Origin of the sequence: Streptomyces sp. 8L (assembly GCF_020176795.1) — a bacterium.
GTDB lineage: Bacteria > Actinomycetota > Actinomycetes > Streptomycetales > Streptomycetaceae > Streptomyces.
On sequence record NZ_JAIUKE010000336.1, the window covers coordinates 1 to 14333 of the forward strand.

Consider the following 14333-nt stretch of genomic DNA (forward strand, 5'->3'; position numbering starts at 1 on the left):
GCCCCCGCCCGACCGCGCCCGTCCGCGCTCCTCCCATCTCCTGCCGCCTCTTCCTTCCGCCCCGATCGCCCCGAGGATTCCCATGCCGTCGTTCCGATTCCGCCCTCTCACCCGCGGGCGTGCCCGCGCCGCGCGTCCCTTCCCCGCGCGCCACGTCCGGGGCGCCGTCGCCGTCTCCGCTGTCTCCGCGCTCGCCGCTGCCCTCGCCGCCTGCGGCGGTTCCGCGTCGTCCGACGCCGCGGCGGACGCCGGCGGTGCAGCCGCGGCGAAGGGCACGGTCGTCGTCGGCGCGCTGTCCAACGGCGCCGCCCGGCAGACCACCATCAAGGTCCCCGAAGTGGCCTCCATCCGGGCAGAGTTGCCCAAGTCCCTGACGAAGAAGGGCACACTCGGCATCGGCCTTGGATTCCTTCCGGCCGGCTCGCCGCCCCTCGGCTTCGTCGGCAACGATCAGAAGACCCTCACCGGTTCTGAACCCGACCTCGGCCGCCTCGTCGCGGCCGTCTTCGGCCTGCGGCCCCAACTCGCCAACGCGACCTGGGACAACCTCTTCGTCGGCATCGACAGCGGTCGCACCGACGTCGGCTTCTCCAACATCACGGACACCGAACAGCGCAAGCAGAAGTACGAGTTCGCCTGCTACCGCAAGGACAACCTCGGCTTCGAGGTCCGCAAGAACGACCCGTGGACATTCGACGGCACGTACCGCAGCCTGGCCGGCAAGACGGTCGCGGTCGGCGCGGGAACCAACCAGGAGAAGCTCCTGCTGCACTGGCGCGACCAGTTGAAGGCCGAGGGCACGACCCTCACCGTCAAGTACTTCCAGGACGCGAACAGCACCTATCTCGCGCTGAACGCGGGGCGGATCGATGCCTATCTGGCCCCCAACCCCAGCGTCGCCTACCACACGGTCCGCACTGCCAAGACGCCCAACGCCACCCGCAGCGCGGGCACGTACTCGGGCGCCGGTTCCACACTCCAGGGCCTGATCTGCGCCACGGCCAAGAAGGACAGCGGGCTGGCCAAGCCCCTCGCCGACGCCGTGAACTACCTGATCCAGCACGGCCAGTACGCGGCCTGGCTGAAGGCGTGGAACCTGGCGGACGAGGCCGTGCCGACCTCCCGCGTCAACCCGCCGGGCCTGCCGGTCGGCAACGCCTGAGGGCACGGCCCGGTGCGAGCGGCGGCCCCGCGCGCCGCCCGCGCCGGGCTCAGGCCCCGTGCGAGCGGATCGCCGGTGCCACCCCGTGCCGCGGCCCCTGGTGGTACATCAGGATGATGAGCCGTGCCCCCGGCGACGCCAGCGGCTGCGCCGCGCACATCCGCAGCCAGCCGGGGCCCAGTTTCACGTGGTCGATGGGCCGTTCGTCGCCGTCGGGGTGGATGACCGCGCCACCCGCCTCGTACAGCGGTCCCGCCAGCGGGTCGGCCAGCACCTCGCGTTCGATCCCGCGCAGAACGGGATCGGTGGGCCGGCCCACCAGCGCGGCCCGCAACTGCGGGACCAGCAGCGGCGCCCAGGCGGTGTCCCAGTCACTGAGGATCGCGCGCCCACGGGGGTCGAGCAGCATGTACCGCATCATGTTCGGCGGCACGCGGCCGTCCGGCAGCATCTCGGCGAACGGGCTGTTGCACGCGAGCATGTCCCAGGAGGCGTCCGTGATGTACGCGGGATGCAGGATGCCCTCCACGGCCTCCTGCCACATGCCGGCGATCTCCTTGCCCGCCGAGGGCCGCAGCGGGGCGGGCGGGTCCTCGTCGCGCGCGTAGCGGCACAGGGACACCCACTCCTGCTCGTCGAACCCGAAGAGCTGTGCCACCTCCCGCAACAGGCTGACCGGGGGGTTGTGATACGTGCCCGACTCCAGCCGGTGGTAGGTGTGGATGGCCCGGTTCAGGAGCAGGTCCACCTGCTGCTGCGAGAGGCCGGGCGCGCGCCTGCCCTGGCCCGTCGGCCGGGCGAGGCCGTGCGACTCGGGTGCGATCAGGGCGCGGCGTTGGCGCAGCATGGCGCTGAGCGCCTTCTTGTGCATGTCCGGTGGCCCTCCGGAGGGAAGAGGCAAGGGGGGAAGGGTCCTTGGACTCCCCATTATTCACACGGTATTTCGTAAGAGAAGCTGAACGAAGAAAAGCGCGCCTCCCTGCGCCATGCTGTTTCCACAGCGCGCTGCGAACCGGTTCTGGGGGGAAGCGGGGGGCGGAAGCCTCCGCGGCGCGCGCCACCGGATCGCGGTCGGTGCCGGCCCTTCATGCGCGGCCCCGGCGGCGGCCGCGATACCAGGTGGCGACCGGTAGCGCCGCCGCCGTCCCGTACGGCCGGCGGCCTGGGCCCGGGTGTCAGGGCCCGAGGGGCCGGACTCCGCTCGCCCGCGGTGCTCGGCCCTTCCCGTACGTCCTTGTCCCCGCACGCCTGCCCGCTCGCCTCGGCCGCCGCCCGTCGGCCTGTCCGTGACGCTCAGGCGCCCGCCATGTCCATCGCGCCCGCCCGTGACGCCGGTGTCAGCCATGTCCGCTGCGCCCGCCCGATACGCCCAGGCGCCCGCCATGTCCATCGTGTCCGCCCATGACGCCCGCGTCCGCGACTGCCTTGCACCATGACGCCTGCGCCCACCGCGACCGCCTTGCACCATGACGCCGGCGCCCGCCGCGCCCGCCCCGTACCGGTTCAGTCGCGGCCCACCGGCACGATCGCCCGTACGAGCTTGCCCTCGGCCCCCAGGGGCACCACGGCGACCTCGGCGAGCCGCGACACCATCGGCCAGCCGTATCCGCCCGGCAGCCAGTCCCCGCCGTGTCGCCGGATCACGGGCCGGTCGCCGCTGCCGTCCTGGACGGCCACCTCGACGCCGCCCCCGCGAAGAGCCACACTCAGCCGTTTCACCCCGCCCGCGTGCCGCAGCGCGTTCGTCACCAGCTCGGAGACCACGAGCAGGACGTCGTCCAGCACGCGGCCCGGCACCCGGTCCGCACGTTCCGCCAGATAGGCCGCGGTGAGGTCGCGCGCCTCGGCCGCCCCGGCCGGCCGGGCGTCGAGCCCTGCCGTGTCATCGCCCCTCACCCGCTCGGGTCCCTCATCGACGCCGATCACGGTGCACCCCCCCGCTTGCGACTCCTGTTCATGCCGATGCGTGTGCCCCCTGTGCCCAGAGGTGACGCGTCCGGCCCGCCACTGATCCGTCCGAGGCATCGGGCATATGCCCCACCGCCCGCGTACGGTAACCGGCGGCCCCTGAAACAGCAGCGCCGTTGTCGCATATGCTGTCGCGCCGGAGAGCGATCTCGTACCCGGGCATCGCATCGTGAGTGGGGGTGTGAGCCGTGGCAGAGTCGTCCCTCGGGGTCCCGCCGCCCATGCGGCCCAAACCTGTGAGCGCGGTGGCGTCCGGCACGCTGCCCGTCCAGGAGACAGCGGCCGGCACACGCGACGCACGGCGTGCGGTGGACGCCGTTCTGCTCCTGGTGGAGGATGACCCCGGCGACGCGCTGCTCGTCGAGGAGATGCTCGCGGACAGCGAACTGGAATCCTCTCTCACCTGGTGCAAGACGGTCACCGAGGCGCAGCGGTACCTCACCGCCGCCACCGGGCCCGTCTGCGTCCTGCTCGACCTCCACCTGCCCGACGCGCACGGCGTCGACGCGGTCACCCGCATCGTCGGCGCCGCGCCCGACGCGGCGATTGTCGTCCTGACCGGGATGGCCGAAGGCGACACCGGCCTCTCGGCGGTCGCCACGGGCGCCCAGGACTACCTGGTCAAGGACCGGCTCGACCCGGAGATCCTCAGCCGTGCCGTGCGCTACGCCCTCCAGCGCAAGCAGGTCGAGCGGGCGACGGCGGCCCTGCGGGCGAACGAGCTGATGGCGCGTGAGAACGCCCGCCTGGAGCGCGGGCTGCTGCCCGTACCGCTGCTGCGCGGCGACGACTTCCACGCCTTCGCCCGTTACGAGCCGGGCCGCGCCCACGCCCTTCTCAGCGGTGACTTCTACGACGTCGTGCAGACCGCCGACGGCACCGTGCACGCGGTCATAGGCGACGTGTCGGGGCACGGAGCGGCGGAGGCTGCCCTCGGGGTCTGCCTGCGGGTCGCCTGGCGCACGGCCGTCCTGTGCGGCACCCCGCCCCTCGAACTGGCCGGGCTGCTGGAGGAGATTCTCGTCGCCGAGCGCTCCGACCAGCATGTGTTCGCCACCGTGACCTCGCTCGTCTTCCCGCGGGGCGGCACCGAGGTCCGGATCGTCCGGGCCGGCCACCCCGGCCTCCTCGTGCGTGACGGCGCGTCCGTCAGCTGGGTGGAGCCGCGCGTCGGAATGGCGCTCGGGCTGCTCCCCGGCGCGGGCCGGTGGACCGAGAGCACGGTGCCGCTGCCGCCCGGCGGCCATGTCGTCCTCTTCACCGACGGCCTGTTCGAAGGGCGCACAGGACCCGCCACCCGACTCGGCGAGGACGGGTTGCTCGGCCTCGCCAGGGCACACGGCACACTGCCCGCACGCGACTTCGTCGACGCACTGGTCGCCGAGGCCACGGCCGGCGCCGCCCCCTACGGCGGCCTCGCCGACGATGTCGCCGTACTCCACCTCGGTTGGGGAGGAAGCCGATGAGGCTCTGGCGCTTCACCCGCGAGAAGCTGTCCGTCCAGGGCTGGAGCCGGCTCATCCTCGCCGCCATGGCCGTCGTGGTGTGCGGCTGCGCCGCCGTCGGCGGTGTGCTGATCTCCCAGACCAACAGCCGCAGCGACGAACTGACCGACCGCATCCAGCCCGCCCGCGCCGCCGTCCTCCAGCTCCAGAAGTCCCTGCTCGACCAGGAGACCGGGGTACGGGGCTACGCCCTGACCGGTGACCCCTCGTTCCTCCAGCCCTACACCGACGGCGTCAAGGACGAGCGGCGGTTCACCGCGGCCGTGCACCACGTCCTGGCCGGCGACCCGGAGCTGCTCGGCGACACCGACGCCATCACGCGTGCCGCGGCGAACTGGCGGCGCGAGGTGGCCGGGCCGCTCATCTCCCAGGTCCGCAGCGGCGGCAAGCTCACCGCCTCCGGTTCCCAGCTCAACACGAGCAAGACCCAGTTCGACGGGCTCAGGAAGCTGTTCGCCACCCAGGGGGACCACCTCGACGCGGCCAGGGACCGGGCCCGGGCCCGCCTCGACCACAGCCGCCAGGTCAGCGAGGTCGTCCTCCTCGCCATGCTCGCCGTGTTCGTGGTCGCGGTCGCGGCCCTCGCCCTCCTCCTCCACTTCATGGTCGGCAAGCCGCTGAACCAGCTGCGGGCCGCCTCCGACGGGGTGCGGGCCGGCGCGTTCGGCAGCCGCATCGAGGTCATGGGCCCGTCCGATCTGCGCGCCGTCGGCGCCGCGGTCGAGGCCATGCGCGCCCGCCTGGTCGAGGAGCTGGAGGCCGGCAACGAGCGCGAGACGCTGCTCGCCGACCAGACCGAGGAACTGCGCCGCTCCAACTCCGAGCTCGAGCAGTTCGCGTACGTCGCCTCCCACGACCTCCAGGAGCCGCTGCGCAAGGTCGCCTCGTTCTGCCAGCTCCTGGAGAAGCGGTACGGAGAGCGGCTTGACGACCGGGGCAAGCAGTACATCGACTTCGCCGTCGACGGCGCGAAGCGCATGCAGGTGCTGATCAACGACCTGCTGACCTTCTCCCGCGTGGGCCGCGTCCACGACGCGTGGCAGGCCGTCGACCTGGACGCCACGCTCACCCGCGCGCTCGGCAACCTCGCGATGGTCATCGAGGAGAACGGCGTCACGGTCGTACGGGAGGCACCGCTGCCCGAGGTCCACGGCGACCCGACCACCCTCGCCATGCTCTGGCAGAACCTCGTCGGCAACGCGGTCAAGTTCCGCAGCCCCGAACGCGACCCCCGGATCGTGATCGACTGTGTGCGCGAGGACCCCGAGCCCGGCACGGGCGACGGCCCCCTGTGGCACTTCAGCGTCACCGACAACGGGATCGGTGTCGCCCCCGAGTTCGCCGAGAAGGTCTTCGTCATCTTCCAGCGCCTGCACGCCCGCGACGAGTACGAGGGCACCGGCATCGGGCTCGCCCTCTGCCGGAAGATCGTGGAGTTCCACGGCGGCCGGATCTGGCTGGAGCCGGTGCCCACGGGCGGCACCGCCCTCCACTTCGTCCTGCCCGCCGAGTCCGCGGACCAGCGCGCCGACGAGCGGCCGGCGGCCCCCGCGGCCCCGGTCCCCGCCACCATCCCGCCAGGAGCACCGTCATGACCGTTCCAGCGCAGCCCCAGCCGATCGAAGTACTCCTGGTCGAGGACGACGCGGGCGACGAGCTGATGACCCGCGAGGCGTTCGAGGACAACAAGATCCACAACACTCTGCACGTGGTGCGCGACGGCCAGGAGGCCCTGGACTTCCTCTACCGGCGTCCGCCCCACGAGGACGCGCCGCGCCCCGACCTGATCCTGCTCGACCTCAATCTGCCCCGCTACGACGGCCGCCAGGTGCTCGAACGCATCAAGACCGACCCCGAGCTCGCGCTGATCCCCGTCGTGGTCCTCACCACGTCCTCCGCGGAGGAGGACATCCTGCGCAGCTACAAGCTGCACGCGAACGCGTATGTCACCAAGCCGGTCGACCTCGACCAGTTCATCGCCGCGGTCCGGCAGATCGACGAGTTCTTCGTGAGCGTGGTGCGGCTGCCAGGCCGTTCGTGATCCCGGTCACCGCAGGACGCATGCATGAGAAGCGCGTGAGGGGGCATAAGCCGGGACGGACACGGGGGAACCCGGACGCCCACAGGTGCGCGGGCAGGAGCGAATGAACGAACAGACCAGCGCCGCAGAGGCCATGCTGCCTTCGCGTACGGAGCCGTCCGCGCAGCCGACGCAGTGCCTGAGCATGGCCGCGGAGTTCACGGGGGAGCCCGGGTGCATCGCCGCCGCGAGGGATCTCGCCGGGCGCTTCCTCCAGCAGCTCGGCGCCGAATGGCTGGCTCCGCTGGACGAGCGCACGGGGGACGACGTCCTGCTCGTCGTCAGCGAGCTGGTCACCAACGCGGAGCGCCACAGCCACGGGCCCTACGTGATCGAGCTCGAGGGCACCTCGCGGTACGCCTCCGTCACGGTCTACGACAGCAGTACGACGCTGCCGCGCTACTTCACGCCTGACCCCTCACGGCTCGGCGGGCACGGCATGGAGATCGTCCGCGCCGTCTGCGACGCCGTCACCGCCGAGATCGTCCCGGTCGGCAAGCGCGTCACCGCCCGGTTCGACTTCCCGCCCCGCGCCTGACGGAAGGCCGGCGCGCGCCGTAGGCAACCGCGCCGCCGGCAACCGTCTCACCGGCAGTCGCGCCCGCCCGCAACCGCGTCACCGGGCTCCGTACGGGCCGCCCGGTGACGCCCCGGCCTTCGCGCCGTTTACCCGTCCTCCGCCTACCGGTCCGCCGTCTACCGGTCCTCTGCGCGGCCGAACCAGTCGAGGCACACCACCAGCGCGTCGTCGGCCGGCTCCGTCTCGCGGTACTGCGCCAGCTCCTGGAGCACGGCACGCGGGACCATCGCGGCGGGCAGCAGGCCCGTCGAACTGATCGCCCGGGCCAGCGCCCGCTCTCCGTACGCCTCGCCGCCGCGGGGCGACACCGCCTCGTACACCCCGTCGCTGGCGAAGAGCAGCCGGTCACCGGGCCGCACCTCGAACTTCTGCGCCGTGTAGTCGGACTCCTCGAACATGCCGAGCGGAAGCTGCGCCTCCAGGTCGATCCGCTCGATCGTCCTGCCGCGGCGCCGCCACAGCTGCGGCGATCCCGCGTCCACGGCCTCCACCCGGCCCGTCGCCAGGTCGAAGTGGAGCAGGAGCGTCGAGACGTGCAGCGCGCCCCGGTGCTGCTCGTACAGCGCCTGGTCGGCGAGTGCCGCCTGGTCCGCGACGCCGATACCGGCACGGCGGGCGTTGCGCAGCGCCTTGACCGCCAGATTCGACAGCAGCGCGGCCTGGATGCCCTCGCCCATGCCGTTGGTGACGGCGAGGGTCAGCCCTTTCCCGTCCGCGCTCCAGTCGAAGTTGTCGCCGTGGATCGCGTACGCGGGTTCCAGCTGCGCGCCGATCGCGTACTCGGGTGCCTCACAGGCCCGGGCAGGCAGCAGCTCCCACTGCATCTCGGCGGCCAGCGTCAGCCGGCTGACGCGGCGCGCCCGCCGGTACAGGTCGGTGTCGCGCTCCGCGACCAGGATCTCGTGGCCGAGCAGGTCCGCGACCCGCTTCAGCTCCGCCACCGTCTGGGGCGTCGAGCGGTCCCGCGGCAGCCGTACGGTCAGGATGCCGAGCCGGTCGCCGCGCACGGTGACCGGCAGGTGGTGGTCGACCCCGCCGCCGTGCCGCGGCCGCTGTTCGAGCGGCTCCTGGCTGCCGAAGGCGCGCCCTTCCCAGCTGTTGTCCAGCGACAGGGACTCGTCCGTGGGCTCGCCCACCGGGCGCAGCACCGTCAGGCCGTAATCGGCGAGGTGGAGCCGCACGGCCGAGGCACCGTACCCTGCTGCGAGCGCGTCGCGCACCACGTCCACCAGCGCGTGCGGGGCCGCTGCCCGGACCGCGCTTTCCATGTCCGCCAGTACAGTCACGTTGTTCAGGCTCTCTTCTCAGGGCGGTTCCGTCTGGGCTGACAAAGACCCGTGCCGGATGAAAGAGTGGATCGATGTCCCGCTTCACGGCTCAGCCGCACCAGCGCGAGCAGGTCGCCATGGCCGCCCGCGCCGCTTCCGAGCTGCTCGAAGTGCTGTGGGGCCGAGGACAGGAGGCCGCGCCGTCCGGCCCTGTTTCGCCGTCGCAACTACGTGCCCTTCTGGTCATCGAAGCGTACGAGGGAGCCAATCTGCGCACCCTGAGCGAGATCCTCGGTTCCCGTCCCTCGTCGCTGAGCAGGCTGTGCGATCGCATGGAGGCCATGGGGCTCGTGGTCCGCTCGCCGAGCCCGACCAGCAGGCGCGAGGTCGAGCTCAGGCTGAGCAGGCGGGGCCGCACGGTCCTGGCCGACTACCGGTCCTTTCGCGCGCGTGAGGTCGAGGTGGTGCTCGACCGCATGGAGGCGTCGGACATCCAGGCCCTGGCGCAGGGGCTCGGGGCCTTCCGCGCCGCCGCGGGGGAGCGGTTCGGTGAGCTGGGCAGCGCACCCGCCGAAGCCGGGCAAGGTCACGTGGCGGACAGCGCATAGCTTCATTCAGCCCTACTTCCTGGTACGGGCACGTTACTCCCGGAGCGACGTCGCCGCGCGACGGCGGTGAACAGATTGTTGCTCACCAGAGAATGTTGTCAAATGACAACTATCGCTTCTATCGTGGGGTTCCTCGTACCGAGCTGTCGACCCACCGAAGGAACACCTTGCTGCCTCCCCCCAGCGCCGACAGGGCGATGGAACTGACGACACGCCGTGAAGGCACCGCCGTCGTACTCGTGGTCGAGGGGGAACTCGACCTCGACACCGTCGCCCCGCTCACCACCGCGCTCTCCGTGGCGGCCGAGGAAGCCGCGGGCACGGGCGCCGTCGTGCTCGACCTGTCCGGCGTCCTCTTCGCGGACTCGACCACGGTGAATGTGCTGCTCCAGGCGCGCGCGTCACTCGGTGACCGGCTGCGCGTCGCACGGCCGTCCGCCTTCGTCCAGCGGCTGTTCTCGGTGATCGGCCTGGGCGAGGCGCTGGGCGTGTACGGGTCCGTGCCGGACGCGCTCGTCGCGGACGGCGGCCCCACGGGCGGATCAGAGGTCTCCGGCGTCGGCGAGTGACGACACGAACGACCTGAGGCCTTCGAGGAGCTCCGTACGGCTCTCGCCGGGCATCGCGCGCAGGATCTCGGCGATCCGCTCGGTGCACAGGGCCCGGTAGTCCGCGAGCAGGGCGGAGCCGCGCTCACTCAGTACGAGGCCGATCTCTCTGCGGTCCTGGCGTACCGGCCTGCGCTCGATGAGCTGGGCGGACTCCAGCGCCGCGCACATGCGGCTGGCCCGGGGCAGCGTCATGCCGGTGCCGGCGGCCAGCCCCGTGAGGTTGACCCCTGGCCGGTCGGCGACGAGCCGGAGGACTCTCAGTCGGTGGGGCAGCAGCCACGGGTCGACCGCGGCCGCCGCGCCGACGGAGATCTCGGTGACGGCCTCCGCCGAGGCCGCCAGCGTCTCGGCGGCCTCGCGGAGGGTTTCCGCCGGAGGTTGTGGGCGGGGAGCGTCCATGGACCCGGTCCGTTCGTTCCGCGCGTCCTTGTGCTGACCGTGCTTCTGGTGGCGCCCGGGGGGTGCCTGACGGCGGGTCAGACGGCGGTGGCGAGCCCGCCGGGTCCCGCCGCGGCCCCCTCGGCCGCCGCGAGCTGTCTGCCGGCCGCGGTGAGCGCGTCCTCGGCCGTCCTGGTGCCGGTCGAGACGCACAGGGTGTACATGGCGTCCTCCAGGCGTCGCCCGCTCTCCTTCGTTCCCGCCCGGGCGTGCGCGGCCCGTGCCTTCTCGTAGCTCCGGACAAGGTGGCGCAGCGTCGTGGGGTGGGCCATCAGCACGGGAGTGACTGCCTTTCTCCTCGGGGGGTCCTTCAGGCGGACGTCGGAGCGGCGTCTGCCCACTCCCGCGCGAGTCATGCGGGCGTCTTCGCGTGGCGGCGGTCACAGCGGTGTCTGCGCCCACCGGGCCGGGCCCGGGCGCCCGCCGTTGGGGCGCTTCGTCATCCGTGTGCCACGCGCGGGACGCGCGCTGTCCGGTGCGCGCGGCAGGCTTCGGCAGTCATCGGATCTCTGCTGGAGCATCACTTCGGCCGACACCTTCTGTCCGCGTCAGGGCCGACATATGCTCGACCCATGCGTGTCGCTCTCTTCGTCACCTGCGTCAATGACGCCGTGTATCCGGCCACCGGCATCGCGACCGTGCGGCTCCTGGAACGCCTCGGGGTGGAAGTGGACTTCCCCGAAGGGCAGACCTGTTGCGGGCAGCCCCAGTTCAACACGGGATACCGCAAGGAGACCGTGCCTCTCGCACGTCGCACGGCGGCTGTCTTCGACGGCTACGACTACGTGGTGACCCCGTCCGGCTCCTGCGCCGCGATGGTCAGAAACCACTACCCGACGATGGGGGACAGCGCGGCCACCGCGTTCGCACCTCGGATGTATGAGCTCACGGAGTTCCTGGTGGACGTCCTCGGCGTGACCGACGTCGGCGCGTACTTCCCGCACTCCGTCACCTACCACCCCTCCTGTCACGGACTGCGCCTCCTCGGCCTCGGCACGCGCCCGCACCAGCTGCTCAGCGCCGTCAAAGGCATCGAACTGCGCGAGCTGCCCGGCGCGGAGGAGTGCTGCGGCTTCGGCGGGACCTTCGCGGTCAAGAACGCCGACGTGTCGGCGGCCATGGGACGGGACAAGGTCAAGAACGCGGTCTCCACCGGTGCCGAGGTGCTGTGCGGCGCCGACAACTCCTGTTTGATGCACATCGGCGGTGTGCTCGGCCGCGAGGGCGCCCCGGTACGCCCCCTGCACATCGCGGAGATCCTCGCGTCGACCCAAGAGGAGCCCTGGTCATGAGCGGCACGTATCTCGGGATGCCCGCGTTCCCCACGGCGGCGAAGGACGCGCTCGCCAACGAGACACTCCGCGGCAACCTGCGCCACGCCACCCACACGATCCGCGACAAGCGGGCCAAGGCCGTCGCCGAACTGGACGACTGGGCGCGGCTGCGGGAGGCCGGCAAGCAGATCAAGGACCACACGCTGCGCCACCTGGACCGCTACCTGGTGCAGCTGGAGGAGGCGGTCACGGCCGCGGGCGGCGTGGTGCACTGGGCCACCGACGCCCAGGAGGCCAACCGCATCGTCGCCGACCTGGTGAAGGCCACGGGCGAGAGCGAGGTCGTCAAGGTCAAGTCGATGGCCACCCAGGAGATCGGACTGAACGAGGCGCTCGCCGCCGAGGGCATCTCCGCGTACGAGACCGACCTCGCGGAGCTGATCGTGCAGCTCGGCGACGACCGCCCCTCGCACATCCTGGTGCCGGCCATCCACCGCAACCGCGGCGAGATCAAGGAGATATTCACCAGCCGCATGGGCCAGTGGGGCAAGGCCGCCCCCGACGACCTCTCCGACGCGCCGAGCGAACTGGCCGAGGCGGCGCGGCTGCACCTGCGGGAGAAGTTCCTGCGGGCCAAGGTCGGCATCTCGGGCGCCAACTTCATGGTCGCCGAGACCGGCACCCTGGCCGTCTTCGAGTCCGAGGGCAACGGCCGGATGTGCCTGACCCTGCCCGAGACGCTGATCTCCGTCGTCGGCATCGAGAAGGTCGTACCGACCTGGCGCGATCTGGAGGTCTTCCTCCAGACGCTGCCCCGCTCGTCCACCGCCGAGCGGATGAACCCGTACACGACGATGTGGACCGGCACCACCGACGGCGACGGCCCCAAGGCCTTCCACCTGGTCCTGCTAGACAACGGCCGCACCGACACCCTCGCCGACGAGGTCGGCAGGCAGGCGCTGCGCTGCATCCGCTGCTCCGCCTGCCTCAACGTCTGCCCGGTCTACGAGCGCGCCGGAGGACACGCCTACGGATCGGTCTACCCCGGACCCATCGGCGCGATCCTCAGCCCCCAACTGCGCGGCACGCAGAGCGAGATCGACGCGTCCCTGCCGTACGCCTCCTCGCTGTGCGGCGCGTGCTACGAGGTCTGCCCCGTGGCGATCGACATCCCCGAGGTGCTGGTCCACCTGCGGGACCGGGTCGCCCACCAGGGCGGCAAGGGCCACTTCCTGGAGCGTTCCGCGATCAAGGCCGCCACCTGGGTCTTCGAACACCCCGGTGTGCTGGCGGCGGGGGAGCGGGCCGCCACGGCGACCCGGCGGCTGCACCCCGCGAAGATCCCCGGCGCCGGGGCCTGGACCAACAGCCGCGACCTGCCCGAGCTGCCGCCCGAGTCGTTCCGCGACTGGTGGCGCAAGAACCGCACCAACGGTGCCGCCCGCCCCGGCACCAGGAAGGACGGCGGATCATGAGCTCCGCCCCGCACGCCAGGACACGGATTCTCGCCCGCGTGCGCGCGGCCGTCGCCCAGGCGCCCGAGGCGCCGGAGCCGGAGCGCGCGTACCGCGAGACGCACACGCCCGAGGGACGCGAGGTCGACCTGCTCGCCGAGAACCTCGCGGACTACCGCGCGGTCGTGCACCGCTGCGACACCGCCGGGCTGCCCGCCCTCGTCGCGCGCCTGCTCACCGAGCACGGCAGCACCTCGGTGGCCGTGCCGCCCGCTCTGCCCGAGGCCTGGCTCACGCGGAGCGACGTCACCCAGGTGCCCGACCGTCCCGCGGCGACCCCGGCCGAACTCGACGCCGTGGACTCCGTCGTCACCGGATGCGCCCTGGCGATCGCCGAGACCGGCACCATCGTCCTGGACGCGGGACCCGACCAGGGCAGGCGCCGCATCACACTGGTGCCCGACCACCACATCTGCGTCGTCCGCGTGCCAGAACAGGTCGTCGGCGGCGTTCCGCAGGCGATGCCGCGCATCGACCCGGCCCGGCCGCTCACCTGGATCTCCGGGCCGTCCGCGACCAGCGACATCGAACTCGACCGGGTCGAGGGCGTGCACGGCCCCCGAACCCTGGAAGTGATCCTGGTCGAGAGCTGACCCGGCCCGCCCGCGGCCCCGGCGGCGGGCTCAGCCGCGCAGCCGGGGCGCCTCCGCCGCCGGGTCGGCCACCTCGCCGCCCGCGGCGACCCGGGCGGCGAGCGCGCGCGCCCACGCCACGATCCCCGGCCGGTCGAGCCCGTGCACTCGGCCCTGCGCCGCGCCCTCCACCGCCCCGGCGCCACGCAGCAGCAGCCGCCGCGCGCCCTTCGCGTTGCCGCGCGCGGCGTGCGTCAGCCCCACCGCCAGCTGGGCGAGCCCCCGCCACAGGGCCCGCTCTTCCGCGGGGCCCGACTTCCACGCGTCCTCGAACACCTCGTGCGCGTGGAACGGCATGCCCGCGTCCAGCAGCCGCTGCGCCTCGGCGACGCTCTCCCCGGGCGCCCGCACCACACCCTCCGGCTGCCGCTCCACACCGGGCGCCCCGTACGGCAGCGGCCTGCCGAGCCCGTCCCGCGGGCGAGCGCTGCGGGCCCGGCCCTCGGCGTCCCGGTCCCTGCTCCCCGCGGCCCCGCCGTCCCGGCCCGCCCCGCCGCGGCCCGTGCCGCCCGGGTCCTCGCCGCCGTCCCGCTCGCTCTTCGCCATACCCCGATTGTCCCCGTGGCCTGGGCACTCGGGAAGTACGGTATGGTTGGCTCCGCGTGATCACGCGACGGGACGTGGCGCAGCTTGGTAGCGCACTTGACTGGGGGTCAAGGGGTCGCAGGTTCAAATCCTGTCGTCCCGACTGGA

The 14333-nt window shown here is 72.4% G+C and carries 16 protein-coding genes and 1 tRNA gene; 11 read left to right on the forward strand and 6 right to left on the reverse strand.

The window, feature by feature from the left end:
- The first annotated feature begins 82 nt into the window (after positions 1-82).
- Positions 83-1162 carry a transporter substrate-binding domain-containing protein gene (locus tag LCE31_RS25265; RefSeq protein ID WP_225017941.1) on the forward strand — a complete coding sequence of 360 codons (1080 nt, stop codon included), beginning with the start codon at positions 83-85 and terminating at the stop codon, positions 1160-1162.
- A gap of 49 nt (positions 1163-1211) precedes the next feature.
- On the opposite strand, the gene LCE31_RS25270 is transcribed toward LCE31_RS25265, so the two are convergent.
- Positions 1212-2033 carry an MmyB family transcriptional regulator gene (locus LCE31_RS25270; RefSeq protein ID WP_225017942.1) on the reverse strand — a complete coding sequence of 274 codons (822 nt, stop codon included), beginning with the start codon at positions 2031-2033 and terminating at the stop codon, positions 1212-1214.
- Between the two features lie 632 nt (positions 2034-2665).
- Positions 2666-3058: an ATP-binding protein gene (locus tag LCE31_RS25275; protein ID WP_225017944.1), complete on the reverse strand. Its 393-nt coding sequence runs from the start codon at positions 3056-3058 to the stop codon at positions 2666-2668.
- Positions 3059-3351: 293 nt separating this feature from the next.
- On the opposite strand from LCE31_RS25275, the gene LCE31_RS25280 reads away from it, so the two are divergent.
- The 4 genes from LCE31_RS25280 to LCE31_RS25295 all read left to right on the forward strand — a co-directional run bounded on the left by LCE31_RS25280 (position 3352) and on the right by LCE31_RS25295 (position 7253).
- A complete protein-coding gene (locus LCE31_RS25280) occupies positions 3352-4596 on the forward strand; it encodes a PP2C family protein-serine/threonine phosphatase (RefSeq protein ID WP_263632270.1) in 1245 nt (414 codons plus the stop codon).
- Complete coding sequence (locus LCE31_RS25285) at positions 4593-6230, forward strand: sensor histidine kinase (RefSeq protein ID WP_225017948.1); 1638 nt, start codon at positions 4593-4595, stop codon at positions 6228-6230. Before LCE31_RS25280 ends, LCE31_RS25285 begins: the two co-directional genes overlap by 4 nt.
- A complete protein-coding gene (locus LCE31_RS25290; RefSeq protein ID WP_225017950.1) occupies positions 6227-6676 on the forward strand; it encodes a response regulator in 450 nt (149 codons plus the stop codon). The genes LCE31_RS25285 and LCE31_RS25290 overlap by 4 nt, the downstream gene beginning before the upstream one ends.
- A gap of 133 nt (positions 6677-6809) precedes the next feature.
- Positions 6810-7253 (forward strand): ATP-binding protein, encoded by a 444-nt coding sequence (locus tag LCE31_RS25295; protein WP_374118553.1) that lies wholly within the window; start codon positions 6810-6812, stop codon positions 7251-7253.
- A gap of 158 nt (positions 7254-7411) precedes the next feature.
- Here the strand turns inward: LCE31_RS25295 and LCE31_RS25300 are convergent, their stop codons facing one another.
- Positions 7412-8563 (reverse strand): PP2C family protein-serine/threonine phosphatase, encoded by a 1152-nt coding sequence (locus LCE31_RS25300; RefSeq protein ID WP_225017952.1) that lies wholly within the window; start codon positions 8561-8563, stop codon positions 7412-7414.
- Between the two features lie 92 nt (positions 8564-8655).
- Between LCE31_RS25300 and LCE31_RS25305 the strand changes: the two genes are divergently transcribed.
- Entirely contained in the window at positions 8656-9171 is a 516-nt protein-coding gene (locus LCE31_RS25305) for a MarR family winged helix-turn-helix transcriptional regulator (RefSeq protein ID WP_225017954.1), read from the forward strand.
- Positions 9172-9338: 167 nt separating this feature from the next.
- Positions 9339-9740: an STAS domain-containing protein gene (locus LCE31_RS25310; RefSeq protein WP_225017956.1), complete on the forward strand. Its 402-nt coding sequence runs from the start codon at positions 9339-9341 to the stop codon at positions 9738-9740.
- Here the strand turns inward: LCE31_RS25310 and LCE31_RS25315 are convergent.
- Together LCE31_RS25315 and LCE31_RS25320 are read right to left on the reverse strand one after the other, a co-directional pair.
- Positions 9714-10181 (reverse strand): MarR family winged helix-turn-helix transcriptional regulator, encoded by a 468-nt coding sequence (locus LCE31_RS25315; RefSeq protein ID WP_225017958.1) that lies wholly within the window; start codon positions 10179-10181, stop codon positions 9714-9716. The genes LCE31_RS25310 and LCE31_RS25315 overlap by 27 nt on opposite strands.
- A 77-nt stretch (positions 10182-10258) precedes the next feature.
- Positions 10259-10498, reverse strand: coding sequence for a DUF5133 domain-containing protein (locus tag LCE31_RS25320; protein WP_225017969.1), 240 nt, complete (start codon positions 10496-10498; stop codon positions 10259-10261).
- A gap of 294 nt (positions 10499-10792) precedes the next feature.
- On the opposite strand from LCE31_RS25320, the gene LCE31_RS25325 reads away from it, so the two are divergent.
- Genes LCE31_RS25325 through LCE31_RS25335 form a run of 3 tightly spaced genes read left to right on the forward strand, consistent with a single transcriptional unit; the run spans position 10793 to position 13601 of the window.
- Complete coding sequence (locus LCE31_RS25325) at positions 10793-11512, forward strand: (Fe-S)-binding protein (RefSeq protein ID WP_225017960.1); 720 nt, start codon at positions 10793-10795, stop codon at positions 11510-11512.
- Positions 11509-12969 carry a LutB/LldF family L-lactate oxidation iron-sulfur protein gene (locus LCE31_RS25330; protein ID WP_225017962.1) on the forward strand — a complete coding sequence of 487 codons (1461 nt, stop codon included), beginning with the start codon at positions 11509-11511 and terminating at the stop codon, positions 12967-12969. Before LCE31_RS25325 ends, LCE31_RS25330 begins: the two co-directional genes overlap by 4 nt.
- Positions 12966-13601 (forward strand): LutC/YkgG family protein, encoded by a 636-nt coding sequence (locus LCE31_RS25335; RefSeq protein ID WP_225017964.1) that lies wholly within the window; start codon positions 12966-12968, stop codon positions 13599-13601. Before LCE31_RS25330 ends, LCE31_RS25335 begins: the two co-directional genes overlap by 4 nt.
- A gap of 30 nt (positions 13602-13631) precedes the next feature.
- Here LCE31_RS25335 and LCE31_RS25340 read toward each other — a convergent pair whose 3' ends face one another.
- Positions 13632-14186 (reverse strand): DUF309 domain-containing protein, encoded by a 555-nt coding sequence (locus tag LCE31_RS25340; RefSeq protein ID WP_225017966.1) that lies wholly within the window; start codon positions 14184-14186, stop codon positions 13632-13634.
- A gap of 68 nt (positions 14187-14254) precedes the next feature.
- Here LCE31_RS25340 and LCE31_RS25345 point away from each other — a divergent pair.
- A tRNA-Pro gene (locus LCE31_RS25345) sits at positions 14255-14328 on the forward strand.
- The last annotated feature ends 5 nt before the right edge of the window (positions 14329-14333 follow it).

Excerpts from the sequence above, each read along its gene's own strand:
- LCE31_RS25265 (WP_225017941.1), top strand. The coding sequence starts at position 83 with ATGCCGTCGTTCCGATTCCGCCCTCTCACCCGCGGGCGTGCCCGCGCC.
- LCE31_RS25280 (WP_263632270.1), top strand. The coding sequence starts at position 3,352 with ATGCGGCCCAAACCTGTGAGCGCGGTGGCGTCCGGCACGCTGCCCGTC.
- LCE31_RS25340 (WP_225017966.1), bottom strand. The coding sequence starts at position 14,186 with ATGGCGAAGAGCGAGCGGGACGGCGGCGAGGACCCGGGCGGCACGGGC.
- LCE31_RS25305 (WP_225017954.1), top strand. The coding sequence starts at position 8,656 with ATGTCCCGCTTCACGGCTCAGCCGCACCAGCGCGAGCAGGTCGCCATG.
- LCE31_RS25290 (WP_225017950.1), top strand. The coding sequence starts at position 6,227 with ATGACCGTTCCAGCGCAGCCCCAGCCGATCGAAGTACTCCTGGTCGAG.
- LCE31_RS25270 (WP_225017942.1), bottom strand. The coding sequence starts at position 2,033 with ATGCACAAGAAGGCGCTCAGCGCCATGCTGCGCCAACGCCGCGCCCTG.
- LCE31_RS25335 (WP_225017964.1), top strand. The coding sequence starts at position 12,966 with ATGAGCTCCGCCCCGCACGCCAGGACACGGATTCTCGCCCGCGTGCGC.
- LCE31_RS25315 (WP_225017958.1), bottom strand. The coding sequence starts at position 10,181 with ATGGACGCTCCCCGCCCACAACCTCCGGCGGAAACCCTCCGCGAGGCC.
- LCE31_RS25295 (WP_374118553.1), top strand. The coding sequence starts at position 6,810 with ATGCTGCCTTCGCGTACGGAGCCGTCCGCGCAGCCGACGCAGTGCCTG.
- LCE31_RS25300 (WP_225017952.1), bottom strand. The coding sequence starts at position 8,563 with ATGGAAAGCGCGGTCCGGGCAGCGGCCCCGCACGCGCTGGTGGACGTG.
- LCE31_RS25330 (WP_225017962.1), top strand. The coding sequence starts at position 11,509 with ATGAGCGGCACGTATCTCGGGATGCCCGCGTTCCCCACGGCGGCGAAG.
- LCE31_RS25285 (WP_225017948.1), top strand. The coding sequence starts at position 4,593 with ATGAGGCTCTGGCGCTTCACCCGCGAGAAGCTGTCCGTCCAGGGCTGG.
- LCE31_RS25325 (WP_225017960.1), top strand. The coding sequence starts at position 10,793 with ATGCGTGTCGCTCTCTTCGTCACCTGCGTCAATGACGCCGTGTATCCG.